Here is a 24,795-nt window from a genome sequence, read left to right as displayed (position 1 = left end):
CTAGGAGATATCCAGGGTTCCCAAAACGGTCTCGGCGTGCTCCTGCAGTTGCTCGTCGCTGGCATCCAGGAGCAGGCGCAACCAGGTCTCGTGCTGCGACAGCGGCGCAACCAGGCAGGCTGGATTAATCAGGTCGTACAGCTCATCTGCTGAGCCGTAGGCAGAGAACTGGTCCAGGTACGCGAAAAGCACCTTCATCACTCGCTCATCACCGGTATCGCAATCCCACGCTTCGCACATGGCGGCCAGCGGCGTGTTCAGGGATGAGAAGGGGTGAGCCCAGTGCGCGGAGGACAGATTCAGGATGCGGCCGTGGTCTCCGGCCTCGGCAGGAACCACCACCTGCGACAGATCGAAGTTGCCCTGCTCGATGCTCAACGGCACCGCACCGGCATGAAGGGCAGCGGTGGCCCTCCTCAACTCATCGAGATGCGAAACCATCTTGTCCGCCATGGATCCATCCAGGTACAGCGGGTGTGCCGGGTCCAGGGACACATGCATCATCAGCGCCTGCTCGTACTGCTCGGGCAGGAACTGCGGGTCCACCACGGTGACCCCGGAATCAAAGAATTCTTCCTCGTGGCCCATCAGTGCGACCTGAAAGGAACCGAGCGAGGCCATGGCCAGCTCCCAGTTCTCCACCGAATCGCCCAGATCCGCCAGGGTGTGCCCGAAATCCGGGCTGAGCATGTAGCCGGCGATCCGGTCGATAGCCAGTGGCATCACCACGCGATCGGGCAGCAGCTGGCCGGCAGCGACCGTGATCGCTGGTTCCGAAGCCAGCCCCGGAGCGTTGGCGCTGAAGATCAGATCTGCGGCACCGGTCTGAACCGCCGCCTGGATCTGGTGCAAATCTGCGGGCCAAAAATCCGGTCCTGCGGTGCGCTGAATGCCATATGCCTCGCACGCAGCATCGATCCACTCGGCGGTTGCCTCACGCCAGTCTTCGCTATTCCATACATCTATCCACTGAGCCACATTCTTATCGTAGTATGTCGAAGCAAGCGCGTTCAGTTGCTACGGTAAGGACTACGGCCAGTAATTCGCTCCTCTTTCGAAGGATTTCGATTGTGAACGCTTTTCGTCCTGAGTACCGACATCGTGATTACAAGGCCGTCCTCTTTGATCTGGATGGCGTGATCACTCCTACCGCGTTGCTGCATCGCAAGGCGTGGGAAGAACTTTTCACCACCTTTTTCGACAAGCACCCGGGCGTGGCCCCATACACTGCCGAGGACTATTTCAACCTGCTTGACGGCCGTCCGCGTTATGACGCGGTGGCGGCCACCCTCGAATCCCGCGGCATTAGCTTGCCCCGCGGGGATGAAAGCGATCTGCCGGGGGAGGGCAGCATCTGCGCGCTGGGCAATATGAAGAACGAAAAGTTCACCCAAGTGCTGCAGCGCGACGGGATCGACCCCTATGCCGGCTCCGTGGCCTACCTGCAACAGGTGCTGGATGCCGGGCTGGACGTCGCGGTGGTGTCCTCCTCGCGCAATGCCAGCGTGGTACTTGCTGCCGCAGGACTGGCCGAGCACTTCCCATTGGTGATGAGCGGCCAGGAAGCTGCTGCGCGCCGGCTGGCGGGCAAACCGGCCCCGGACACGTTCCTGGCTGCCGCCGCCGATCTGGGTTGGCGTCCGGAAGAATGCGCCGTCATCGAGGATGCCACCAGCGGGGTGAGGGCAGCGCGTGCCGGAGGCTTCGGAGTCATCGGCGTGGCCCGCGAAGGCAATGAGGCCGCCTTGCTGGATGCAGGGGCCCATTTTGTGGTTCATGACCTTTCCGAACTGGTCTCCGAGCAAGCAGCCAAGGCCTGGGAAGAGGACTCCTGGTCGCTGTGGCGCGGGAACCAGCGAGACAGCGATGGCGCCGAAGACACCGTTTTCTCCCTGGGCAACGGTTTTCTGGGTGCACGGGCTGCGCAACTGGGTCTGGGGGACCAAGGAGGCGGCACATTCATCAACGGGCTGCATGAGACCTGGGAAATCCGCCATGCCGAGAGCGCCTTCGGGCTGGCCGAAACCGGACAGACCATGATCAGCGCCCCGGATTTCCGGACCATGCGCGTGTTCATCAATGACGAAGCCCTGGAAGTCGGCCGCACGGAGATGCTGCGTGATGAGCTGCGCCTGGATTTCCTTGACGGGACGCTGACCGCGCACACCCTGTGGCGAACTGCCGAGGGGCACCGGGTAGCCGTCACTGCCCGCTCAATGATTTCCTTCACGGATCGCCACGTGGCGCTGCAGGACGTGCACGTGCGCCTGCTCGATGCTCCGGCGCAGGTGCTGATCCAGTCTTCGGTCATCGGGTACCGCTCCAGCCGGAAGGTGGCTTCCCCGGAGGAAACCGATGCCGGGGTTCCTGCCGATCCGCGCAAGAGCGAGGAAGCCAGGGCCAACCCGCTGCATCCGGCGGGCACCCACCGCGATGGCGCCCGGCTGGGCATCTCGTACCAGGTCTTCGGATCCGGGATGTCGGTAGCAGCAATGGTGGAGCACGAGGTGGCCACCACTGGCGGAGCGCAGGCGGAGCTGTCCGTGGTCCGCAAGGTGGACGATGACCGCGCCGATGAAGTGATCAGCACCAGGCTGGAAGCCGGGCAAGGCGTGCGCGTCTCCAAGTACGCGGTCTACCACTCCTCGCGGCGCCATCCTGCCCAGGAGATGCTCTTGCGTTCTGAGCGGGCCTTGGAGCACCTGGTGCCGTTGGGGATTGACGAGCACTTCCGCACCCAGCGCCGTTTCATGGCCGACTACTGGGACCGCAGCGATGTGGTGGTGGAGAGCGATGAGCCCGAGCTGCAGCGCAAGATCCGCTGGAACCTGTTCCAGCTCGCCCAAGCTGCCGGACGTGCCGACGGCCTGGGCATCAGCGCCAAGGGCGTGAGCGGCAACGGCTATTCCGGGCACTATTTCTGGGATACCGAAATCTATGTGATGCCGTTCTTGACCTATACGAACCAGCAGTGGGCGCGCAACACGCTCCGCGCCCGGGTCTCGATGATTCCTGCAGCGACCCGGCGGGCGCTGATCATGAACGAGGAAGGCCTGCTCTTCCCGTGGCGCACGATTAACGGCGAGGAAGCCAGCGCCTATTATCCGGCTGGCACTGCGCAGTACCATATCAATGCCGACGTGGTGTATTCGCTCAACCGGTACCTCGGGGTCATGGAGGATGACGAGTTCCTGCTGGCCGGCGGCGCCGAAATCCTCGTGGGAACTGCGCGCATGTGGGCCTCGCTGGGGTTCTGGCGTGGCGAGCAGGGCAATGAGCGTTTCCATATCCATGGGGTCACCGGGCCCGATGAGTACACCGCGGTAGTCAACGACAACCTCTACACCAATGTCATGGCGCGCTTCAATTTGCGCCGCAGCGCCCAGCTGCTGGCCGAAATGGCCCAAGAGCATCCGCGCGAGTTCGCGCAACTGGCCAGCAGGCACTCATTGGAAAACGAGGAGATCGCCCTGTGGCTCAAGGCCGCTGATTGCATGCACATCCCGTATTCCGAAACGGTCGGAATCCACCCCCAGGACGAGCATTTCTTGAACCGCGAAGTCTGGGACCTGGCCAATACCGGTGCGGATAAGCGGCCGTTGCTGCTGCACTACCATCCGCTGGTGATCTACCGCTTCCAGGTCATCAAGCAAGCCGACGCGGTGCTGGCTTTGTGGCTGCGTTCCAGCGATTTCACCGCCGAGCAGAAACTTGCGGATTTCAACTACTATGACCCGCTGACTACGGGCGACTCGACACTGTCGGCGACAGTGCAATCGATTCTCGCCGCCGAGGTGGGCTACCGCGATCTTGCCTGGGAGTATTTCGAGCACGCGCTGAACGTGGATCTGGAAAACCTGCATGGCAATACCGCTGACGGCGTGCATGTGGCATCGACCGGTGGCGTCTGGTCGGCGCTGATCTACGGCTTCGCGGGACTGCGCGACGATGACGACCAGCTGCGCTTTGATCCGCGGCTCCCGGAGAAATGGCGGGCCCTGCGCTTCAACCTCGGGTGGCGGGGCATGAGGATTTCCGTGGGCTTGCGGGCTGAAGCCATTGATTTCACCCTGCACGGAGCCTTCTCCCGTCCGATCTGGGTGCGCGGCCAGCAGGTGGACCTGCAGCCGGGGCAGACAGTCAGCGTGGCGCTCGCCGGCCAGGGCCCGACGCTGGAAGGGCGGCCAAGCTTGGAGCATGTGCTCTCGCTGCAAAGCGACGTCGGCGTGGATGTGCCCAACAAGGCCTGGTAAGCATCCGGGCACGCAAAAGGAGGCAGGAACCATCTTGGTTCCTGCCTCCTTTGCGCAATCCGCAATGCCCTGCGGGTGGTGCCTAGAGGGTCATCTCCTCGAGTTGGCGCCCCTTGGTTTCCTTGACCAGGAAGATCACGAAGATCAGGGAAAGCAGCGCGAAGAATGCGTAGATGCCGTAGGCCAATGCCAAGCCTGCCTCGGCGAGGGCCGGGAAGGTGGTGGAAACGGCGAAGTTGGCGATCCACTGCGCCGAGGCTGCCACTCCGAGTGCCATGGCGCGGATCGAGTTCGGGAAGATCTCGCCGAGCAATACCCATACGGCCGGACCCCAGGTGGCGCCGAAGCCGACCACGAACAGGTTGGCCGAGACCAGGGCGACGATGCCCCAGCTGCCCGGCAGCGACACGGCGCCGTCGATGGTGACCGACTGCGCGAACGCTACCGCCATCATGCCCAGCGACAAGGTCATGATGGCCGAGCCGATGGTGAGCAGCAGCTTGCGTCCCAGCACGTCGATCAGCAGCACCGCCACGATCGTTGCCAGCACGTTGGTCGCCGAGGTGATCAGCGAAATCGTGAAGGAATCCGATTCGGCAAAGCCGACGGACTTCCACAGCGTCGTGGAGTAGTAGAAGATCACGTTGATGCCGACGAACTGCTGGAAGACCGAGAGCAGGATGCCGACCCACACCAGCGGGTGGAAGCCGAAGCGGCCCAGCAGGTCCTTGAAGACCTGGCGGCGCTCGATGTGCACGGTGGAGCGGATCTCTTCGATCTTCTTTTCGGTATCCGTGCCGGCGTTCATGCCCATATCGCGGGTCAGCACGGTAGCTGCTTCAACGAAGCGGCCGCGCTCGACCAGGTAGCGGGGAGATTCGGGCAGGCGCAGCGAGAGCAGGCCGTAGAGCACTGCTGGAACCAGCAGCGACAGGTACATCCAGCGCCAGGCCGCCAGGCCGAACAAGCCGACGGCATCCGCCGAGCCCATGACGAAGACCAGCAGCGCGCTGACCAGGAAGGCCACGAAGATGCCCAGCACGATGGCCATCTGCTGCATGGTGCCCAGGCGTCCGCGATGCGCGGCCGGGGAGACTTCGGCAATGTAGGCAGGGGCGATCACCGAGGCGAAGCCCACGCCGATGCCGCCGACAATGCGCCAGATGATCAGGTCGGCTACGCCGAAGCACAGGCCGCAGCCGATGGCTGATGCTGCCAGGAGGATGGAGGCGAAGAGCATGGTGCGCACGCGTCCCACGCGTTCGGAGACCACACCCGCTATCCAGGCTCCCAGTGCTGCGCCGAGCAGGGCGCAGGAAACGGTGAATCCGATGGTTACCGCGTTGAGCCCGAATTCGTGCTCGACAGCGTCCACGGTGCCGTTAACGATTGATGAGTCATATCCGAAAACGAACCCACCCAATGCCGCCCCGAGGGCGATGAAGATGAGCCGCGCGGAGAGTTTTCCGTCTGATGTAGTCGCAGTCACAATGAGCCATGCTATCGGATTCGAGAGCCGCAGAATCCCGATTTCCCGATTTTTTATGGGAGATCGATCACAAATTGGAAGGAGTCCTTACTTCAAGACCGGGGGAGGCCCAGTGCGCGTCGCCGCTTCATGACTGGCCAGCTCCCGAATTCTTGGCAAAAAAGCAGGCCGGCATTGCGAGTTATCGCGATGCCGGCCTGCGGGGAATTTATTTGCTAGCTATCCGCAGGCTTCTGCGAGTCCGCCAAATCGTTGCCGCGCATCTTGGCGACGATACTCATCAGGTGGAAGACCACCAAGGTGGCGATCGAGCCCAGGGCGATGCCGCCCAGCTGGAGCTGGCCGAAAGCGATTTCCTTGGTCACCGCAATGGCGATAATCAGGCCGGTGCCGGCGGTCATCAAGTTGATCGGGTTGCCGAAATCCACCTTCGCCTCGATCCACAGGCGCGCGCCGACGATGCCGATCATGCCGTAGAGCACGATGCCCAAGCCGCCGATCACGCCTTCTGGAATGGTGCCGATCAATGCGCCGAACTTCGGCAGGAAGGCCAGGGCCACGGCCACAATCGCAGCGATCCAATAGGCCGCGGTCGAGTACACGCGCGAAGCGGCCATCACGCCGATGTTCTCGGCATAGGTGGTCGTGGCCGAACCGCCGCCGAAACCGGCGAGCACGCTGGCAGCGCCATCGGCCATCAGCGCACGGCCGTTGAACTTCGACAGGTCGCGATTGGTCATCACGCCCACGGTGCGCACATGGCCGATGTTCTCGGCGATCAGCACGAACACCGCAGGCAGGAACATCAGCGCAGTGTCGAAGTGGAGGGTCGGGGTGTGGAATTCTGGCAGTCCGATCCACTCTGCGGCAGCAACCGCCTTGAAGCTCACCTGCCCCTGGGCCAGCGCAACAAGGTAGCCGCAAAGAAGTCCCATGAGGATCGACAACCGGCCCAGCAGGCCCTTGAACGCAACGGTCGCGACCACGGTAAAGATCACCGTGAGGAAAGTGGTCAGCGGGAACTCGGTCATGGGAACCAGCGTTGCGCTGGCCAAATTCAGGCCGATGAGCGCCACGATGGTGCCCATGACCACCGGCGGCATCAGGGCGTGGATCCAGCCGGTGCCGGTCTTCTGCACGATCAGCCCGACAACGAACAGCAAGGCCCCGGTCATCACGATGCCGCCCAGCGCGCCGGACATGCTGTGCGACTGGGTGGTCGAGAGGACCGGGGCAATCATCGCAAAGGACGAGCCGAGGTAGCTGGGCACCTTGTTCCTGGTCATCAGCAAGAAGATGACGGTGGCCAGGCCGGTGAACAGCAAGGTCGTGGTGACCGGGAAGCCGGTGATGGTTGGCACCAGGATGCTGGCGCCGAACATCGCCAGGATGTGCTGGGCTCCGATGGAAACGGTCTGCGGCCAATGCAGCCGCTCATCCGGGGCAACTACCTCACCTGGGGTGATGGTCCTGCCGTTGCCGTGAATGCTCCAACTCATGATTCCTCTTCCCGGGCCCTGCGGGTTTTAGGCCGTAGAGAAGTCTACTCGGTTCTCGTGCGCCTGCGCGAAGAAAGAGCGCTCATGTTCCGCGGAGCGGATGAAAGCGGCCTCCATGCGGGCCCGCAGCTGCGGATCTGCCTGCTCGAACGCCTGGCGGACCATTTCGATGGCCTGCTCGGTGGCGGAATCGAATTCCTCGGATGCATAGGTTTCCAGCCATTGCCGATAAGGATGCTCGGCATGGTTGGCTGCCGCCAGCCGCTTGCCGATGTCCTGGTACAGCCAGTAGCAAGGCAGGATCGCGGCAATCAGCTCCCCGTAGCTCTCCTGGCTGGCGGCCAGGTGGTTGGTGTAGTTCAGCGTGGTGGCGCTGGGCGTATCAGCGAACTCATCCAGGTAGCTGCCGTGCAGCTGCAGCTCGCCATCGAGGATGCCGTTGGCGCCACGCGACCAGAAACGCTGGGCACCGAGATCCGGCGCCATCGAGCTGGCCAGCGAAAGCACCTTGGCGTAACGCAGCAGATACAGCGCATCCTGGGCGATGTAGTAGTGGAAGTCATCCCGGTCCAAGGTGCCCTCGGATAGCCGGGTGATGAAATCCAGCTGGTCGATTTCCTCGCGGATCGGCTGGATCTTCTGCCACCAGTCGCCCATGGGATCTGCCGTGCCGAAGAAGTCGATGAAGTGGTTGACCGGGCCGTGGCCGCTGCCCACCTGCAATTGGTCGGCCGCTGCGATGGCCTTGGAGAGGTAGGACTTGGACTGCTCCAACGCGGCGATCCAATCTCCAGTGGCAGCGAAGCGGGTAGCCAGAGTGCTGGAAAGGGTGCAGCCGGTGCCGTGGGTGTTCCTGGTGGCATGGCGCGGTCCGTGCAGCTCCAGCTGCACCCCGCCCGCCGACACCAGGGCATCGGGGCAATCCGCCCCGGCCAGGTGCCCGCCCTTGGCCAGCACCAGCGTGCCGTGCTTGGCAGCCAGCCGCTGGGCCTGGCGCAGGGCTTCGTCCCAGGAAGGGGCCACAGGCTCGCGCAGCAAGCTGGCCAGCTCCAGCAGGTTCGGGGTAATCACCGTGGCGCGATCCAGCAGTGAATCAAGGGCCGATTCGTCGTCGAGCAGGCGATCCCCGCTGGTCGCCACCATGACCGGGTCCAGCACGACGGGGGCGTCAACAGTTTCCAGCCAGCTGGTGACTGCGCGGATCACCTCGGCGTTGGCCAGCATCCCGATCTTGATCGCATCGATGCGGATATCTGTACTCACGGCTTCGAGCTGCGCGAGGACGAAATCGCCGCTGATCGCCTGAACTCCGGATACCCCATGGGTGTTTTGCGCAGTCAAAGCGGTGATCACGCACATTCCGTAGCCGCCGTTGGCGGCAATGGCCTTCAGATCCGCTTGGATTCCGGCGCCGCCGGAAGGATCGGAGCCTGCGATGGATAGGATGTTCATTTCGAGGCCTCCCAGGCTGCGACCAGCTGCGCGCTGGCAAGTTGCGGATCTTCGGCGTTGCAGATGGCGCGGACCACGGCCAGGCCTGCGCCGCCGCCGGTGCGGATCGCGGCGGCATCGTCTTGGGTAATTGCGCCGATCGCTACGCAGGGCAGCTTGGCCAAGGCAGCGGCTCGCGCAAAGCCGTCCAGCCCCAGGGGAGCAGGATGGTCTTTTTTCGTCGGAGTGGCGCGGATGGCTCCTACACCGAGGTAGTCGATCACCGAGGCGTCCTTGTTCGCCTGGGCCAATTGCTCATCGCTGGAAGCACTCAAGCCGATGATGCCCTCGCCGATGATCTGGCGAGCCAACTGTACCGGCACATCTTTTTGCCCGATATGGATGCCGTTAACTGCTGCGCCAGCAGCCCGTGACGCGAGGTAGACGTCAATGCGGTCATTGATCAGCAACTGGGCTTTGCCCTCGGTGAGCTTGGCAGCCGCGCAGGCCAGCTCGAAGAATTCCCGGGCGCTTTCATCCTTGGCGCGCAGCTGGATCCACCCGATCCCTCCGGCGACGGCGCCCTCGATAACTTCCAGGGTGCTGCGTGGGGTGCAGCTGGCAGTGTTGGCTACTAGATAAGCGCCGTAATTATGCATGGTTCAATTCCTCGTACTTCAAAGTCTTCAGTTCCCCGGGATCGGCAGCCGACAGCGCATCAAGGAAGGCAACTGCGAAGCTGCCCGGACCGGAGCTGCCAGCCAGGGCCTTTTCCGCGGCCAGGCCATAGAAACCGTGGGCTGCGATGGTGGCCTCAAACGGGTCATCGTGGACCGCAACCATCCCGGCGCAGACCGCGCCCAAGGCGCAGCCGCCACCTGTCATCCGGGTCAAGCCAATTCCGTTGGTATGCACCAAGACGGTACGCGTGGCGTCGATGATGGCGTCAGCCTGGCCGGAAATGGCCACTACGCAGTCGTGTTCCGTGGCCAGTTCGCGTCCCGCCGCCAAGGCGGCAGAAACCTCATCCAAGGCATCGACACCGCGCGAAGCAGATTGCCGGCCGGCCAGGGCCAGGATTTCCGAGGCGTTGCCGCGAATCAGGGTCGGGCGTTGCCGGACAATGCGCCGGGCAAACTCCGTGCGCACCGGAAGCGCTCCCACTGCCACTGGATCCAGGACCCAGGGGGTGCCTGCAGCGCTCGCCGACTGCACAGCTTCTTCCATGGCGGTCAGCTGTTCAGTGCTTGGAGTTCCCAAATTCACCAATACGGCTGAAGCTGCCTGCGCGAATGGGCCGGCCTCTCCGGGCAGATCCGTCATGGCCGGGGAAGCCCCGGATGCCAGCAAGACATTGGCGGTGAAATTGGATACGACGGTATTGGTCAGGCAAAAAACCAAAGGTGATTGTTGCCGGTATTTTTGGGCAACTGCATGCAAAGCCATGCGACATCCCTCCGCTAGCGTGAACTAGATCAGGTTCTACGGGTCTTATCTCAGTCGGTTGATCCGACACCCCGTGTCACTGCCATAGAGCGTACGCACAACCGGTTCCGAGGACAAGTTACTTACGTTCGCGCCGCGCCACCAAGGCCTTGAGCGTGGCCGCATCCACCTTCTGCGCGGCCGCCAACGCCCAGAGGTGATCCACGGCGGCCAGGAGATCTTCACTGGTATCCACCGGCTGCGGCCGCTCGTTGACCACTGTGCCGGCACGGCGCCGGGAGGTGATCAGCTCTTCGGCTTCCAGCTCCTTGTAGGCGCGCGCCACTGTACCGGCAGCGACGCCGAGGTCCGTGGCCAGCGCACGCACAGTAGGCAGCTTGCTCCCCGAGGGCAGATCTCCCAAGGAGATCAGTGAAGCAATCTGCGAGCGGATCTGCTCATAGGGCGGGGTAGCTGCTTGGAGGTCAACACTGATCTGCGTGCTCATGAAGTAGCTGCCGGCCGATGTTCCCGCACGAAGGCGCTACCGGGGCGCTCTAGGAAAATGACTGCTGGGACAACGAAGATGAGCAATGCAAAGAGTCCCAGCCCGGCCGGGAATCCGTAGCCAATGAGCAGCATGGCTACCACTGCACTGGTGTTAACACGCATTGAACGCAGTTCCAGGACCTTGCGGTACCAGATTTCTTCGGCCGACGAGACAGCCCAGGGAATAATTGCCCGGCGGGAGAACCAGACGAATCCAAGATGGGTTGCCAGCAACAGCAGGATCAATCCTGCAACCATTGTCTTGCCTGGAGGCACGAAGCCCCACAAATAGTCCAGCGGCGGATCGAGCAGAAAATAGGTGCTGGTGGCAAACAGCAAGCCAGCGGCGATGTAGGACCACAAGGGCAGGGGCGCGTGGTACTTGGGTGCTGCAGACGCCTGCCGGGCCACCGTGCTGACGTAGCTGAGATAAAGCGCATTGAGAACGGCATAGCTCAAAGCCGCACCGGCAAAGATCATTAAGATCCACGTAGTTCGCTCATTGGTAGGCATCTGGAGCTCGTCATCCAGTGGCAAGAATGACCAGCCGATTGCAACGCTGAGCAAGGTGAGTGCTGCAGTTACGTATTGCAAGGTGAATAGTTGATCACGCAAACGCGAGAAGGCGGTCCGTTCCCTGGTGGTGGATTGAGCTGAGAATGTAGAGCGCGGTCCCCAGAAGAGCAACGTGAGGGCGACCGCAAGGGCGCCATAGCTAACGAACTCGTACTGTCCATCCGGCGAATTAGCCTGCGAGTAATTGACCACCGACACGGTGAAGGCCAGCAAGACGATGCCGATATTGCGCATCAAGCGGTTGAGCCAGACCGTGCGCAACGCTTGGTTGTCTTCGGCCGAGATGCCGGCCAAGGCAGGTCTTTTCAGGATAACTACGGTAATCACAGCCGCGGCCACGATGATCCCTGCCAGGGCCACGATGAATACCGGGAGCATCTGTGTGCCCGGCAACCGCCCATCATACGGACCCTCCGACGTGTATGAATAGATGCCGTCAAAATCAAAGGTCGTGAATTCCGAGGCCGGAACGCCAACGAGCCCTTCGACTTTGGACGCCGGCCACAGGGAGCCGACCGCGATCAGCAGCAAAAGCCCAACGAAAGCCCCTAGGGCCTTGGGAAATGGAGTTGTCAGGCTGCGGGCCTCTAATGAAGCGGTGCGCACTGGCTGGAGTTCCTTGGGCCAAGTGAACAAGCCGATGAGGTAAACCAGAAGAACCCAGATCCCCGGAGTGAGTGCTTCAGCGAGAGCCGAACCTGAATTGGGCTCGGTCATTGAAACGCGCCAGGTCTCGGACAAATCCCATGAGGTTGAAGCAAAGAATGCGATCAATGCGCACCAGAACGAGTGGGATCGGGCCCGGTCGATAGCTGGTGTTCCACGCCTGTGCGCCACCGAACGCAACCAAACGCAGATGATTGCGGCAACGAAAGCGATGGATATGGCGCTCGCCGAGAACTGGTTCATGGAAATCAATGTATCAACTATTTGATACATATTGAATCCTCCGGCGAATTAAACGATGAAAAATAGTCCCAGTGACGTACGCTCAAATCATGGGTCTGTTTACTTCCACTCCGTTGCCCGAACCGGTCGGTGATTCCGCACCTCCGGTGGACGAGCATCCATCGCGCATAGCAACAGTTCTGAGCCATTTGCGGCGTTCTGCGGACACGCGGATCACGCATCCGCGACGCTTCCGCCTGCAGCAGCTCAAGGCCCTGGAGAAGATGCTCGAAGAGCATCTGGAAGACTTCGTCCAGGCCCTGGCCGAGGACTTGGGCAAGAGTGCCACCGAAGCCAAATTCTCCGAAATCGACGTGGTGCGGGCAGAAATAGATTTCGCCCAGCGCCACCTCGTTGAATGGATGGATTCCACCAGCGTCAAGGTACCGCTGGCTTTGCAACCAGCCATTGCCAAGGTTGAGCCGCGCCCGCTGGGGGTCGTGCTGATTATCGGCGCCTGGAACTACCCGGTTCAGCTGGTGCTCGCACCGCTGGTCGCGGCCATTGCTGCCGGCAACGCGGCGGTGATCAAGCCATCGGAACTGGCTCCTGCGACCTCAGGCGCCTTGGCCAAGTTCCTCCCGGTCTACCTCGACGAACGTGTCTACGCGGTAGTTGAAGGCGGGGTGGATACCTCCACGGAGTTGCTCGGCGCCCGCTGGGATCATATTTTCTACACCGGCGGTGAACGCGTGGCCAAGATCGTGGCTGCAGCGGCTGCGAAGCATCTGACACCAACCACCTTGGAACTGGGCGGAAAGTCGCCGGCCGTGGTGGAAAACGATTCGTTGGCTTCCGCAAAGCGCTTGGCCTACGCCAAATTCATGAATGCCGGCCAGACCTGCGTGGCCCCGGATTACGTATTGAGCGTGGGCGACTCGTCTGAGCTCATCAAGCGCCTGGGCCAGGCCATCACCAGCTTCTACGGCAAGGAGCCGCTGACCCATCCGGACTTTGGCCGCATCGTCAGCCGCAAGCACTTTGACCGGCTGTTGTCGATGTTCGAGCAGGGCGAGGTGGTTTTCGGCGGCGAATACGACGAGGATACCTTGCGCATCGCTCCGAGCATCATGCGCAATGTGGACCTCGAGGGAAGTTTGATGACCGAAGAGATTTTCGGTCCTATCCTGCCGGTGGTCGAGGTGGAAACCTTCGAGGAAGCCCTCGAATTCATTGCCCGGCGGCCATCACCGCTGGCCGCTTACCTGATGAGCGAAAGTCCGCGCCTGCAGTCGATTTTCTCTGATCGGGTGCGAGCCGGCTCCATAGTGCACAATGCTCCGTTGGCCCAGATGATCGTTCCAACCCTGCCTTTTGGTGGCGTCGGACCGAGTGGAATGGGGGCTTACCACGGCAAACATGGATTCGAACGGCTTTCGCAGATGCGCTCAGAACTCAACAAAACGACCGTAGTTGACACCTTGAGCGCAATATATCCTCCGTATTCATGGGCTAAGCGAAAGATTATTGATCGCTTACTGTAGCGCGGTTCATAGCGTTATGGCTTGTCAGGGTGCTTGGATGGATAGGTTGGAAATTTTCAAGCATCAGGAGATGTAACGCATGACTGAGCCCGCACCGTCCCAGGACGGTCTGAAGCGTGGCCTCAAAGCTCGCCATATGCAGATGATTGCCATTGGCGGCTCGATTGGTACCGGACTATTCGTCGCGTCCGGCGGCACCATTGCCCAAGCTGGCCCAGGCGGTTCGCTGGTGGCCTACGCGCTGATCGGCATGATGGTGCTGCTCCTGATGCAGTCGTTGGGAGAAATGAGCGCCCGCCTTCCGGTCGCTGGTTCCTTCCAGACCTACGCAACGGTCTTCGTGAACCGCCACTTCGGCTTCGCAATCGGCTGGAACTACTGGTTCAACTGGGCCATCACCGTGGCTGCCGAGCTGGTAGCCGCCGGCATCATCATGTCCTACTGGTTCCCTGATGCCCCGGGGTGGATCTGGGCGGCCATCTTCCTGGTGCTGCTCACCGGCTTGAACGCGCTGTCCGCCAAGGCCTTTGGCGAGGGCGAATACTGGTTGGCCGCGATCAAGGTCATCACCGTGGTGGTCTTCTTGATCTGCGGTGTCGCGATGATCTTCGGCATCCTGGGTGATTCCACCCCGGGCTTCAGCAATTGGACCGATGGCGAAGCGCCATTTGTTGGCGGCTGGTTGTCCATCGTCTCGGTCTTCATGATTGCCGGCTTCTCCTTCCAAGGAACCGAACTGATCGGTGTGGCCGCCGGCGAAGCCGAGAACCCCAAGCGCGATATCCCACGCGCCATCAAGGCGATCTTCTGGCGCATCATGCTCTTCTACATCGGCGCGATCTTCGTCATTGGCATGCTGATCCCGTATATGGATCCATCGCTGCTGTCTTCGGAGGCATCGGATATCACCACCTCGCCATTCACCCTGGTCTTCGAGCGTGCGGGCGTAGCATTCGCCGCGGCCCTGATGAATGCGGTGATCCTCTCGGCCATCCTCTCCGCAGGCAATTCCGGGCTATATGCCTCTGCACGCATGCTTTATTCGATGGCGTTGGACGGCAAGGCGCCAAAGATTTTCGCCCGCTTGAACAAGCGCGGCGTGCCGATGCCGGCAATGCTGCTAACCGCCTCGGTAGGCCTCTTTGGCTTCCTGACCGCCATCATCGGCCAAGGCTCGGCATATACCTGGCTGCTGAACGTTTCGGGCCTCTCCGGCTTTATCGCCTGGGTGGGTATCGCGGTGTGCCACTACAAGTTCCGCAAGGCATACATTGCTAGCGGACAGGATCTCGCGAACCTGCCGTACAAGGCGCCGCTATTCCCGCTGGGCCCGATTCTGGCTTTCGTGATCCTGATCGTGGTGATCGCAGGCCAGAACTACCAGGCGATCGTGGATGGAAACCTGCTGCAGATGGCTTCCAGCTACATTGGCCTGCCAATCTTCTTGCTGCTGTGGCTGGGCCACTGGCTGGCCACCCGCAAGCAGCCAGCCGTGGCCATCGACCCATGGACTGCAAAGCTGAACTAGCCAGCTAGCGCAGCATCAACAATCACCCGAGCTTCAGCCAGCACCTGCTGCAGATGCTCGGGTGATTTTGCTGATTCTGCATAGATCTTGTAGATGTCTTCTGTGCCCGATGGGCGCGCGGCAAACCATGCGTGCTCGCTGGAAACCTTCAAGCCGCCAATGGGGAAGCCGGCCGCTTGCGTGGCCTTGGCGGTAATCGGATCCGATGCCAGTTCGGTAGCGGTGACCATCGATGGGTCCAGCTTGCCCAGTACGGCCTTCTGCTCGCGATTTGCGGGCGCGTCAAAGCGGTCGTAGAAGCTGGGGCCGTGGCGCTCTACCAGTTCGGTATGCAGCTGGCTGGGGCTCTTGCCGGTTACTGCGCGGATCTCGCTGGCCAGCAGGGCCAGCATCAGGCCGTCCTTGTCGGTGCTGAACGCCTTGCCGGAGAAGTCCAAGAAGCTCGCGCCGGCCGATTCCTCCCCGCAAAAAGCGACCCTGCCGGAAGCCAGCGGTTCAACGAAGTACTTGAAGCCCACCGGTACCTCGCGCAGGGTCCGGCCGTGGGAAGCCACCACCTTGTCGATGAGCACCGAGGAGACCAGGGTCTTGCCGATCTGGGCATCACCCGGCCACTGCGGACGGTGGGTGAGCAGGTAGTCGATGGCCACGGCCAGGAAGTGGTTCGGATTCATCAGGCCGGCATCCGGGGTGACAATGCCGTGGCGATCAGCATCGGCATCGTTGCCGGTCGCGATGTCGTACTTCTCGCGATTGGCCACGAGGGAGGCCATTGCATGGGCGGAGGAGCAATCCATGCGGATCTTCCCGTCCTTGTCCAAGGTCATGAAGCCGAAGCACGGATCCACGGATTCGTTGACCACTTCGAGGTTCAGGCCGTATCGGCGGCCGATTTCGCCCCAGTAGTGCACCGAAGCCCCGCCCAGCGGATCTGCGCCAATGGAAATGCCGGACTCGGCGATGGCCTTGAAGTCGATGACTTCAGCCAAATTGGCGATGTACAGTTCGCGGAAGTCGAAGGGCCGGGCATTCGGCTCGCCGCGCTTGACCGCTCCGCTGGCCAGCAATTCGTTGGCCCGTGCAGCGATGGGTCCGGTGATTCCGGATTCTGCCGGTCCGCCATGCGGCGGGTTGTACTTGATGCCGCCGTCGGTTGGCGGGTTGTGCGATGGGGTGATGATCAGGCCATCGGCCTGTTCGCCGCCGCTAGCGTTATGTACCAGGATTGCGTGGCTGACCGCTGGAGTGGGAGTCAGTCCGTCATCGGCGAGCACGGTGACGCCGTTGCCTGCCAAGACTTCAAGGGCGGTGCGGTATGCGGGCGCGGAGAGTGCGTGGCTGTCCTTGCCCACGTACATCGGGCCGGTGATCCCCGCACCGTTGCGGTAGTCGACCACGGCCTGGGTGATCGCAGCGATATGCGTTTCATTGAAGGTGGTGTTCAGGGAGCTTCCGCGATGTCCCGAGGTGCCGAAAAAGACGGCCTGGTCGGGGTTGCCGCTGGAAGGAACCAGGGTGCTGTAGGCATCGAGTACCTCCTGCAAATTGATCAGGTCTGATTCTTGGGCTGGCTGGCCAGCTCGGAGGTGTGCCACAGATTGCCTTTCAGATTGATGCGCTTATCGCAGTTTCGTAGAAGAATGGTAGGCAAATGAGCTACTACCAGTATCCGCAGAACCCCTACCAACGACCGCCTGAATCCGCCGGCCTCTCGGTGGCTTCCCTGGTGCTTGGCATCTTGTCGTTGCTAGGCTTCACTGTCATTATCCTTGTTCCGCTGGCCGGAGTCATTACCGGGCACCTGGCCTACCGGCGTGAACCCAGCTCCCGGGGCTTGAGCCTGGCCGGGCTAATTACCTCATGGATTGGATTGGCACTAGCCATAGTCATTTATGCGGTAGCCATCTGGTTCTTCTGGGCATTGTCAACCGGGTTCGGCTACGACTCGTATTACGACAACGTGACCTTCTCACAAGGGCTTCTTCGATAATCCCCGGGCATGAAAAAAGCGGTTGGTTCAAATGAACCAACCGCTTTTCGCATGATCGAACGCCTAGAGGATCGGGCCCATCAGCTTCTTCAAGGCCGGGGTAGCTGCCATCATGGCAATACCCAGGACAACAGCGGTGCCGCCCATGGCGATGAAGTACGGGATCTCGTTGCCCTCGGTGTAGTAGCCGGCCAGCACACCCGACAGGGTGGTGCCCAGCGAAACCGACAGGAAGAACAAGGCGATCATCTGGGTGCCGAAGGCGGCCGGAGCCAGCTTGGTGGCAATTGCCTGGCCCACTGGCGAGAGCAGCAGCTCGGCAAAGGTGCACAGCAGCAGGATGCCGACCAGCGCCAGCAGCGGGGTCTTCACGAAGGATTCCAGCGGGATGAACAGCAAGAAGGCCGCACCCACAACCACCAGTGCCAGGCCGAACTTCATTGATGTGCGTGGCTGGCGCTTGCCCAGTTTGGTCCATAATGCGGCGAAGATACCGGCGAAGATGATGATGAAGACCGGGTTGATCGAGGTAACCCAGCTCGGTGGCATTTCCCAGCTGCCCAGGTGGCGGTCCAGGCGCTGATCCGAGTAAGCGGCAATGAAGGTGAACTGCTGCTGGAACAGGGCCCAGAAAGCAGCCGAACCGATGTAGAACGGAATGAATGCCCAGACTTGCTTGCGCTCGGTGGCGTCAACCTTCTTGCTGCGCAGGATCAACGCGAAGTAGATGATCGAAGCGGCGATCACCACGTAGGCGATGGTGCTTGCCAGATTCTCCGGAGTCACGATCTTGGATGCGAAAGCGGCAATGATCAAAACGATCACGGCAGCGAAGATGACCACATAGCGGTTGCGCTCAGAGGCAGGCAGCGGGTTGCTTGGGATGCGGCCGGAGTCCGGCAGCTTCTTGCGTCCAAGGGCATAGATCCCCAGGCCGATAGCCATGCCGACCGCGGCAGCGGCAAAGCCGATGTGGAAGCCGTACTGGACCTGCAGCCAACCGGTGAGCAGTGGGCCGAGCAGCCCGCCGATGTTCACGCCCATGTAGAACAGGGAGAAGCCGGCATCGATGCGCGGATCTTCCTTGGAGTACAGGGAGCCCACCAGGGCTACAGCGTTGGCCTTCAGGCCGCCGGAACCGACGGCAACGAAGATCAGGCCGATAACCAGTCCGGCATAGCCGGGCAGGAGCGCCAGGCCAATATGGCCGATCATGATCGCGATAGCCGAGAAGAACAGGACGCGTTCCGAGCCGAACAGGCGGTCGGAGAGCCACGCGCCCAGGATGGTGGACAGGTAGACAGCGCCGCCGTAGGCGCCGACCAGCGACAGAGCCAGACCCTGGTCCATGCCCAGGCCGCCGTCGGTGACCGAGTAGTACATGTAGTAAGCCAGCAAGCCCTGCATGCCGTAGAAGGAGAATCGTTCCCACATTTCCACGCTGAAGAGGCTTGCGAGCGCACCGGGGTGACCGAAGAAGGTCTTTCCGGAAGCTTTGGTGCTCGTTGTTGCAGTAGACATACGTAATATTTTTCGCCCTTGCCCACCCGAGTACCTACTTATATGGGAAAGGTCACACCTGCATCTGGGCTGCCAGCGCGAGCAGCAGTCCTTCGTCCGAGCGTGGGGAAATCAGCTGAATACTCATTGGTAACCCCTCGTTGGAGTGGCCTACCGGAACGGTGATGGCCGCTACTGAGGCGACGTTCACCATGGAAGTGTAGGGGGTGTACTGGCACTGCAACATATAATCCACATCGGCTGTGGATTGTGTATAGTGCCCGATCTTCGGCGGGATCGAGGCCATGGCAGGGGTGGCCACGACATCGTAGGCGGACCATTGGCGCACGAAGTCGGCCGCAATCTGCTTCAACCTCGAACCTGCCTGCAGGCTCTGTTCCAGCGAGCGGTCGGCGGCGCGTCGGCGGAAATCCCTTGCCAAATCGCCGAGCAGCGAATCATCCGCGACCGGAACGTCCTTCAGCCCATTGGTCCACACCGCCGCGAAGGTTTCCGGATAGTCCGTGGCGTAGTGCAGGTTGGCCGGCTGGACGCGATGCCGTTCTCCAAGGCGTTCAAGGCCCTGGGCAAATGAAGCCCGGGCTTCTTGCGCCAGGGTAATTTCATAGACCGGTTCAAACGGGGAATGGATGCTGTACCCAATATTCAGCCCGTCCAGGCGCTGGGGGTAGCTTCCCTGCAGTAACGGCAGATAGTGGTCCTTGCCGCGCATGGCGTCAAGCAGCAAAGCCGCATCCAAGGCATCATGGGCCAACGGTCCGCTAACCGCTAGCTTCGGTGCGCCCATGGGATCGGTGTAGCCATCAAGGATGTCGCTGGGAACGCGGCCCAAAGAAGGCTTCAGGCCTACCAGCCCGCAGGCGGCCGCGGGGATGCGAACCGAACCGCCGCCATCAGAGCCCGGACCCAGCGGAATCATGCCGGCGGCAATCGCCGCGGCCTGCCCGCCAGAGGAACCGCCCGACGAGCGCGTGGGATCAAAGGGATTGCGTGATGGGGGCGCCACGAGGTTCTCTGAATAGCTGCTCAGCCCGAATTCCGGAACCTGCGTCTTGCCCAGGACCACCACGCCCTCGGCGCGCAGCCTGGCCACCAAGGAGTGATCACGTTCAGCGACCATCGCAGGCATCGCCGCAGTGCCATAGGTGGTAGGCATCCCGGCCACGTCATTGAGGTCCTTGAACGCGGTGGGGAGCCCATGCAAGCGGCCAATGTCGCCACGGGCATGCGCCTGGTCCGCCGCTGCCGCGGCCTCCATCGCATTTTCTGCCACGTGGACGAAAGCGCCAAGGTCCGCTTGCTCTTCGATGCGCTTGAGGTAGTGCTCGGTGACCTCGCGGCTTGAACGCTCGCCGCGGGCCAGCTCGTCTCGCAATTTCAGGGCGCTTGAGGGAAACATGTCGGCTTTCGACGCAGGAAATGACTAGTCTTATAAGCAAACACCCTATGTGAGAGGAATGCTAGCCGTGAGCGATTTTGAGACTGTTTCGGTCAATGATGTCCCGAAGGATGCCTTCATCCTTGACGTGCGCGAAGACTTCGAATGGGAAGCAGGCCGTGCTGCCGGAGCAACCCATATTCCCCTTGGCTCCTTGCCAGAGAAGATTTCCGAGCTTGACCCGGATGTAGACACCTACGTCATCTGCCGTACCGGTGGCCGTTCGGCCCAGGCCGCATCATGGCTCACCGTGATGGGCTACACCGCCTTCAACGTCGCCGGCGGTTCCGATGCGTGGATCGAAGCGGGCTTGCCAATGGAAGCGGATAACGGCCAGGAGCCAACCGTACGATGAACTATGCCTATCTGGGACCTGCTGGCACTTTCACCGAGTCGGCCCTGCTGCAGGTTCCCGGGGCTGCCGAGGCGCAGCGGATCGCGGCCTCCAACGTCAACGTGGCGCTGACCATGGTGCGCGAGGGGACCGCGGACGCGGCGATGGTCCCGATCGAGAACTCGGTAGAAGGCGGCGTTTCGGCCACCTTGGACGCCATTGCGCAGGGCGAAGCCCTGCAGATTGTTTCCGAAATCCTGGTTCCGATCACTTTCGTGCTGGCGGTACGCCCCGGCATCGACTCGCTGGAGCAGATCAGGCAGATCTCCACCCACGGGCATGCCTGGGCGCAGTGCCGCTTATGGGCCGAAGCGAATATTCCCGGGGCCGCATTCACCCCGGCTTCTTCCACGGCAGCCGGCGCCCTGGCTCTCGAAGAGGACGAACCGCCGCATGATGCGGCGATCTGCTCTCCGCTGGTAGCCCAGGAGCGCGGCCTGAAGGTGCTGGCCAGCGGGGTCGAGGACAATATCGGCGCGGTGACCCGCTTCATCCTCGTGACTCGTCCGGGAAGGATTCCGCAGCCTACCGGCGTGGACAAGTCAACGCTGATCCTGCCGCTGCCCGAGGACCGTCCCGGTGCGCTGATGGAAATCCTCGAGCAATTCACCGCGCGCGGCGTGAACCTCTCGCGCATCGAATCGCGTCCTACCGGCAAGAGCCTGGGCGAGTACTTCTTCTCCGTCGATATCGAAGGCCACGTGGCCGAGGAACGCGTTGCCGCCGCCTTGTCGGGGCTGCACCGGCTGTCCCCGCAGCTGCGCTTCCTCGGTTCCTACCCAGCCGCCCAAGGCCTGGAGCCGGCCGTGGATACGCATAATTCAGATGCGGCCTTCAGTGAAGCCCGTGCCTGGGTGCAGTCGCTGCGCGACCGGCTTTAAGCAGGCAGCGCGAAGGCCCGGCCTAGCTCCCCGCAAGGGGAAATCGGCCGGGCCTTCGGCATGCGCTACGGGGTGCGCAGGCGCAGGGCGCTCGGGTTCACGGACACCTGCAGTTCGTTGACCTGGCCGGTGGGGTCCCCGTCGATCTGGGTATTCATCGGCTCATCGCAACGCAGCGACACGCCAGAGGTCTGGTAGAAGCTCATCACCGGAATCTTGTTCTTGGCGCGGAATGCGGTCTTGAGCAGGATCCAGGTCCAGCCGGCGGCCGAGCGGGGAGAAAGGATCACTGCGTCGAGCACGCCGTCGTCGATCTTGGCGTCGGGCACGAAATCCAGGCCCTGCAGCTTTCCGCAGTTGGCGAAGAGCACCGAACGGACCTTGCGGGTCTGCCAGCTCTCGTCGCCCGAGAGCTTGAAGCTGACCTTCTTGCGCTGGCCCGGCAACTGGCGCAGGCCGGCTTCCGAGTAGGCCAGCCAGCCGACCTTGGATTTCAGCTCTTCGTTGGTGTCGTCAAACAGGTCGGCGTCGGTGCCCACGCCGGCGATGACCAGGAAAGCATGATCCGCCTCCTTGCCGTCCAGCAGCTGCAGCTTCATGTGCCCGACGTCGATCCGGCGAACCATCCCGCGCACTGCCACCAGCGCCGCGGTGTGCAGGTCATCGAGCGGAATATCCACGTTGCGGGCCAGCAGGTTGCCAGTGCCCAGCGGCAGGATTCCCAGGGATGCGCCGGTGCCTTCGAGCACTTCCGCGACGGCGCGGATGGTTCCGTCGCCACCTGCGGCAATAATTGTGTCGCATTGCGCATCGAGTGCTTCACGGGCTGCATCCTGGCCGGCGTTGTCCTTGGTCGTTTCAAGGACCAGCGGTGCTTCCAGGCCCGCTTCAGCGCAGACGCGGACCACGGCTTCCCTTGCTTCGTCAGCACCTGACTTGGAAGGATTGATGACCAGGGCCACCTTGGTAGCCGCTGCCTGTTCAGCCGCTTCGGGTTGCTTGATCAGCGGTTTGCTGTAGTTCGAAAGCTTGCGCACCGAATACCAACTGGTCGCCGCGGCGGCAGCTGCAGCAGCCACGGCAGAGAAAACGATCACACGATTTGTCTGCATAATGCTCTCATCGTACTCATGATTGCTACCCTTAACATGTGATCGACCTGAAAATGCTCACCGAAAATCCGGATTTGTACCGTGCCTCGCAACGCGCGCGCGGTGCCGACGAGTCGTTAATTGACCAGCTGCTGGCAGCTGACACGGCACGTCGTGAAACCATCGCCACCTACGAGCGCCTGCGTGCCGAGCAGAATGCGTTCTCCAAGAAGGTCGGCAAGGCCAAGGGCGACGAGCGCGCCGCCCTGCTTGCCGAGGTCAAGGAGCTCGCTGCCGCGGTGAAGTCCGCCCAGGCCGAGTCCGACGCGGCCTCCGCCAAGTGCACCGCACTGCAGCGTTCCATCCCCAACCTGATCATCGACGGCATCCCGGCCGGCGGCGAGGATGACTTCACCGTCGTCAAGCACGTGGGCACCGCCCGCGACTTCAAGGCCGAGGGCTTCGAGCCGCTGGACCACCTGCAGATCGCCGAGAAGCTGGACGCCATCGACATGGAACGCGGCGCCAAGGTTTCCGGCTCGCGCTTCTACTTCCTCAAGGGCATCGGCGCCCGGCTGGAAATCGCGATGATGAACATGGCCTTGGATGTGGCCATGGCGCACGACTTCATCCCGATGATCACCCCGACCCTGGTCCGCCCCGAAACCATGCAGGGCACCGGCTTCGATGTCGAGCACGACGACGAGATCTACAAGCTCGAGCGCGACAACATGTACCTGGTCGGCACCTCGGAGGTGGCCCTGGCCGGCTACCACGCGGACGAGATCATGGATCTGGCCGACGGCCCGATCCGCTACGCCGGCTGGTCCTCCTGCTACCGCCGCGAGGCTGGTTCGGCCGGCAAGGACACCCGCGGCATCATCCGCGTGCACCAGTTCAACAAGCTGGAGATGTTCGTCTACGCCAGCGTCGAGGACGCCGAAGCAGAGCACCAGAAGCTGCTGGCCATGGAAGAGGACATGCTCGGGCGCATGGAACTTCCCTACCGCGTGATCGACACCGCCGCCGGGGATTTGGGCATGAGCGCCGCGCGCAAGTTCGACTGCGAAGCCTGGGTTCCTACCCAGGGCACCTTCCGCGAACTGACCTCGACCTCGAACTGCACCACCTTCCAGGCCCGCCGCCTGAATATCCGCGAACGCGAGATCATCGACGGCAAGGCCGGCAAGACCCGTTCGGTGGCGACGCTGAACGGCACCCTGGCGACCACCCGCTGGCTCGTGGCGATTCTGGAAAACCACCAGAACCCGGACGGTTCGGTCAACGTGCCCAAGGCGCTGCAGCCTTACCTTGGCGGACTCGAAGTACTCAAGTAGCCAATGACCGGCCATTTGCCGGCTGCCCCTCGCGGGCAGCCGGCAAATGCTTTTAACCGGTTGTTCACTTGGCGCTGTGCCTTGGGTCATCGCCAAAAACCCGCGGTGGTGGTTAACTTGAGCCATGACTGTTATGACTAAGCTCGGCAACGATGACCGGCTGACCAAGCAAAAATTGATGATTTGCCTTGACGTGGATGGCACCATCGTCAACCACCAGGGGGAAATGAGCCAGCGCGTGCGCGATGCCGCGCGGGCTGTAGTGGCCCAGGGCCATGAGGTAATCATCTCCACCGGCCGCTCCTTGGGTGCGGCCCTGCCCATCATGGCGGAACTGGGCATCGACCATGGCTATGTCGTGGTCAGCAACGGCGGCGTGCTCGCAAAGGTGTGCCAGGATGAAGTCGAGATCCTGCACCGCGAGATCTTCGACCCGTCGACAGCGCTCAAGGCGCTGCGCGACCAGCTTCCCAAAGCCAAGTACGCCTTGGAAAACGAGCGCGGCGAATTCCTTTCCAGCGAAACCTTCGGCGACATGAGCTTTGGCGCCGAGAGCAAGGTCGTTGATTTCGGCGAGCTGGTCAACAGCAAGGCCGTGCGCGTGGTGGTTTTCTCCACCGACAACACCGCCGAGGAATTCGGGCATGCCGTGCAGAGCCTGGGGCTCTCCGGGGTGACCTACTCGGTGGGCTGGACCGCTTGGCTGGATATTGCCGCCGAGGGTACCACCAAGGCCAGCGGCCTGGAGCGGCTGCGGGCGATCCTGAAGTTCGATTCGAAGGACTCGCTGGCAGTAGGCGATGGCCGCAATGACGTCGAAATGCTGCAGTGGGCCGGACATGGCGTGGCCATGGGCCAAGCGCCGGATGAGGTCAAGGCAGCGGCCGACGCCGTGACTGAAGGCGTTGACCAGGATGGCCTGGCCATCGTCCTGGAAGGGCTGCTGGGCAGCTAGCACCAG

General features: G+C 62.0%; 20 protein-coding genes and 1 riboswitch. Of the genes, 8 read left to right on the top strand and 12 right to left on the bottom strand.

What is annotated here, in order from left to right:
* Window positions 1-978, bottom strand: a complete 978-nt coding sequence (locus EDF61_RS07985; protein ID WP_133833737.1) for a hypothetical protein — start codon at window positions 976-978, stop codon at window positions 1-3.
* A 92-nt stretch (window positions 979-1,070) separates the two neighbouring features.
* On the opposite strand from EDF61_RS07985, the gene EDF61_RS07980 reads away from it, so the two are divergent.
* Window positions 1,071-4,253 carry an HAD-IA family hydrolase gene (locus EDF61_RS07980; protein WP_133833736.1) on the top strand — a complete coding sequence of 1,061 codons (3,183 nt, stop codon included), beginning with the start codon at window positions 1,071-1,073 and terminating at the stop codon, window positions 4,251-4,253.
* An 82-nt stretch (window positions 4,254-4,335) separates the two neighbouring features.
* Here EDF61_RS07980 and EDF61_RS07975 read toward each other — a convergent pair whose 3' ends face one another.
* The 7 genes from EDF61_RS07975 to EDF61_RS07945 form a co-directional block, all read right to left on the bottom strand.
* Window positions 4,336-5,742 carry a sugar porter family MFS transporter gene (locus EDF61_RS07975; protein ID WP_133833735.1) on the bottom strand — a complete coding sequence of 469 codons (1,407 nt, stop codon included), beginning with the start codon at window positions 5,740-5,742 and terminating at the stop codon, window positions 4,336-4,338.
* A gap of 215 nt (window positions 5,743-5,957) precedes the next feature.
* Entirely contained in the window at window positions 5,958-7,241 is a 1,284-nt protein-coding gene (locus EDF61_RS07970; protein WP_133833734.1) for a uracil-xanthine permease family protein, read from the bottom strand.
* A 27-nt stretch (window positions 7,242-7,268) separates the two neighbouring features.
* Window positions 7,269-8,693, bottom strand: coding sequence for a bifunctional hydroxymethylpyrimidine kinase/phosphomethylpyrimidine kinase (gene thiD, locus EDF61_RS07965; protein WP_105662184.1), 1,425 nt, complete (start codon window positions 8,691-8,693; stop codon window positions 7,269-7,271).
* Entirely contained in the window at window positions 8,690-9,331 is a 642-nt protein-coding gene (thiE, locus tag EDF61_RS07960; RefSeq protein WP_105662183.1) for a thiamine phosphate synthase, read from the bottom strand. Before thiE ends, thiD begins: the two co-directional genes overlap by 4 nt.
* Entirely contained in the window at window positions 9,324-10,118 is a 795-nt protein-coding gene (thiM, locus tag EDF61_RS07955) for a hydroxyethylthiazole kinase (protein ID WP_013347455.1), read from the bottom strand. Before thiM ends, thiE begins: the two co-directional genes overlap by 8 nt.
* A riboswitch (TPP riboswitch) is annotated at window positions 10,108-10,202 on the bottom strand. (Overlaps the previous gene by 11 nt.)
* Before the next feature lie 34 nt (window positions 10,203-10,236).
* Window positions 10,237-10,605: a GntR family transcriptional regulator gene (locus EDF61_RS07950; RefSeq protein ID WP_105658650.1), complete on the bottom strand. Its 369-nt coding sequence runs from the start codon at window positions 10,603-10,605 to the stop codon at window positions 10,237-10,239.
* Window positions 10,602-12,131 (bottom strand): hypothetical protein, encoded by a 1,530-nt coding sequence (locus EDF61_RS07945; protein ID WP_166650739.1) that lies wholly within the window; start codon window positions 12,129-12,131, stop codon window positions 10,602-10,604. The genes EDF61_RS07950 and EDF61_RS07945 overlap by 4 nt, the downstream gene beginning before the upstream one ends.
* An 89-nt stretch (window positions 12,132-12,220) precedes the next feature.
* Between EDF61_RS07945 and EDF61_RS07935 the strand changes: the two genes are divergently transcribed.
* Together EDF61_RS07935 and EDF61_RS07930 are read left to right on the top strand one after the other, a co-directional pair.
* Window positions 12,221-13,654: an aldehyde dehydrogenase family protein gene (locus EDF61_RS07935; RefSeq protein WP_133833732.1), complete on the top strand. Its 1,434-nt coding sequence runs from the start codon at window positions 12,221-12,223 to the stop codon at window positions 13,652-13,654.
* A gap of 79 nt (window positions 13,655-13,733) precedes the next feature.
* On the top strand, window positions 13,734-15,182 hold the full coding sequence (locus tag EDF61_RS07930; RefSeq protein ID WP_133833731.1) for an amino acid permease: 1,449 nt from the start codon (window positions 13,734-13,736) through the stop codon (window positions 15,180-15,182).
* On the opposite strand, the gene pgm is transcribed toward EDF61_RS07930, so the two are convergent.
* Window positions 15,179-16,777, bottom strand: coding sequence for a phosphoglucomutase (alpha-D-glucose-1,6-bisphosphate-dependent) (gene pgm, locus EDF61_RS07925; RefSeq protein ID WP_133833730.1), 1,599 nt, complete (start codon window positions 16,775-16,777; stop codon window positions 15,179-15,181). The genes EDF61_RS07930 and pgm overlap by 4 nt on opposite strands.
* Window positions 16,778-16,833: 56 nt before the next feature.
* On the opposite strand from pgm, the gene EDF61_RS07920 reads away from it, so the two are divergent.
* The gene (locus tag EDF61_RS07920; protein WP_105658645.1) at window positions 16,834-17,172 is read left to right on the top strand and encodes a DUF4190 domain-containing protein; all 339 of its coding nucleotides are present in this window, start codon (window positions 16,834-16,836) and stop codon (window positions 17,170-17,172) included.
* 63 nt (window positions 17,173-17,235) lie between these two features.
* Here EDF61_RS07920 and EDF61_RS07915 read toward each other — a convergent pair whose 3' ends face one another.
* Together EDF61_RS07915 and EDF61_RS07910 are read right to left on the bottom strand one after the other, a co-directional pair.
* Window positions 17,236-18,693, bottom strand: coding sequence for a peptide MFS transporter (locus EDF61_RS07915; protein WP_105658644.1), 1,458 nt, complete (start codon window positions 18,691-18,693; stop codon window positions 17,236-17,238).
* Window positions 18,694-18,745: 52 nt separating this feature from the next.
* Window positions 18,746-20,092, bottom strand: coding sequence for an amidase (locus tag EDF61_RS07910; RefSeq protein ID WP_133833729.1), 1,347 nt, complete (start codon window positions 20,090-20,092; stop codon window positions 18,746-18,748).
* A gap of 67 nt (window positions 20,093-20,159) precedes the next feature.
* On the opposite strand from EDF61_RS07910, the gene EDF61_RS07905 reads away from it, so the two are divergent.
* Together EDF61_RS07905 and pheA are read left to right on the top strand one after the other, a co-directional pair.
* On the top strand, window positions 20,160-20,486 hold the full coding sequence (locus EDF61_RS07905; RefSeq protein ID WP_105658642.1) for a rhodanese-like domain-containing protein: 327 nt from the start codon (window positions 20,160-20,162) through the stop codon (window positions 20,484-20,486).
* On the top strand, window positions 20,483-21,406 hold the full coding sequence (gene pheA / locus EDF61_RS07900; protein WP_133833728.1) for a prephenate dehydratase: 924 nt from the start codon (window positions 20,483-20,485) through the stop codon (window positions 21,404-21,406). The genes EDF61_RS07905 and pheA overlap by 4 nt, the downstream gene beginning before the upstream one ends.
* A 65-nt stretch (window positions 21,407-21,471) precedes the next feature.
* On the opposite strand, the gene EDF61_RS07895 is transcribed toward pheA, so the two are convergent.
* Entirely contained in the window at window positions 21,472-22,518 is a 1,047-nt protein-coding gene (locus tag EDF61_RS07895) for a diacylglycerol/lipid kinase family protein (protein WP_105658640.1), read from the bottom strand.
* 38 nt (window positions 22,519-22,556) lie between these two features.
* On the opposite strand from EDF61_RS07895, the gene serS reads away from it, so the two are divergent.
* Together serS and EDF61_RS07885 are read left to right on the top strand one after the other, a co-directional pair.
* Window positions 22,557-23,834 carry a serine--tRNA ligase gene (serS, locus tag EDF61_RS07890; protein ID WP_105658639.1) on the top strand — a complete coding sequence of 426 codons (1,278 nt, stop codon included), beginning with the start codon at window positions 22,557-22,559 and terminating at the stop codon, window positions 23,832-23,834.
* Window positions 23,835-23,958: 124 nt separating this feature from the next.
* The gene (locus tag EDF61_RS07885; RefSeq protein WP_105662175.1) at window positions 23,959-24,789 is read left to right on the top strand and encodes an HAD family hydrolase; all 831 of its coding nucleotides are present in this window, start codon (window positions 23,959-23,961) and stop codon (window positions 24,787-24,789) included.
* Window positions 24,790-24,795 lie beyond the last annotated feature (6 nt).

Source organism: Arthrobacter sp. JUb115 (genome assembly GCF_004365035.1).
Lineage (GTDB): Bacteria > Actinomycetota > Actinomycetes > Actinomycetales > Micrococcaceae > Glutamicibacter.
Note: the sequence above shows the minus strand (reverse complement) of the source record. Positions and strands in the feature narration are given on the sequence as shown.

What these genes read in the sequence shown, in the direction of transcription:
- EDF61_RS07945 (WP_166650739.1), bottom strand. Translation starts at nt 12,131, where the DNA reads ATGAACCAGTTCTCGGCGAGCGCCATATCCATCGCTTTCGTTGCCGCA.
- EDF61_RS07970 (WP_133833734.1), bottom strand. Translation starts at nt 7,241, where the DNA reads ATGAGTTGGAGCATTCACGGCAACGGCAGGACCATCACCCCAGGTGAG.
- EDF61_RS07930 (WP_133833731.1), top strand. Translation starts at nt 13,734, where the DNA reads ATGACTGAGCCCGCACCGTCCCAGGACGGTCTGAAGCGTGGCCTCAAA.
- EDF61_RS07935 (WP_133833732.1), top strand. Translation starts at nt 12,221, where the DNA reads ATGGGTCTGTTTACTTCCACTCCGTTGCCCGAACCGGTCGGTGATTCC.
- EDF61_RS07920 (WP_105658645.1), top strand. Translation starts at nt 16,834, where the DNA reads ATGAGCTACTACCAGTATCCGCAGAACCCCTACCAACGACCGCCTGAA.
- thiM (WP_013347455.1), bottom strand. Translation starts at nt 10,118, where the DNA reads ATGGCTTTGCATGCAGTTGCCCAAAAATACCGGCAACAATCACCTTTG.
- thiD (WP_105662184.1), bottom strand. Translation starts at nt 8,693, where the DNA reads ATGAACATCCTATCCATCGCAGGCTCCGATCCTTCCGGCGGCGCCGGA.
- EDF61_RS07895 (WP_105658640.1), bottom strand. Translation starts at nt 22,518, where the DNA reads ATGCAGACAAATCGTGTGATCGTTTTCTCTGCCGTGGCTGCTGCAGCT.
- EDF61_RS07915 (WP_105658644.1), bottom strand. Translation starts at nt 18,693, where the DNA reads ATGTCTACTGCAACAACGAGCACCAAAGCTTCCGGAAAGACCTTCTTC.
- pheA (WP_133833728.1), top strand. Translation starts at nt 20,483, where the DNA reads ATGAACTATGCCTATCTGGGACCTGCTGGCACTTTCACCGAGTCGGCC.
- EDF61_RS07950 (WP_105658650.1), bottom strand. Translation starts at nt 10,605, where the DNA reads ATGAGCACGCAGATCAGTGTTGACCTCCAAGCAGCTACCCCGCCCTAT.
- EDF61_RS07885 (WP_105662175.1), top strand. Translation starts at nt 23,959, where the DNA reads ATGACTGTTATGACTAAGCTCGGCAACGATGACCGGCTGACCAAGCAA.
- thiE (WP_105662183.1), bottom strand. Translation starts at nt 9,331, where the DNA reads ATGCATAATTACGGCGCTTATCTAGTAGCCAACACTGCCAGCTGCACC.
- EDF61_RS07910 (WP_133833729.1), bottom strand. Translation starts at nt 20,092, where the DNA reads ATGTTTCCCTCAAGCGCCCTGAAATTGCGAGACGAGCTGGCCCGCGGC.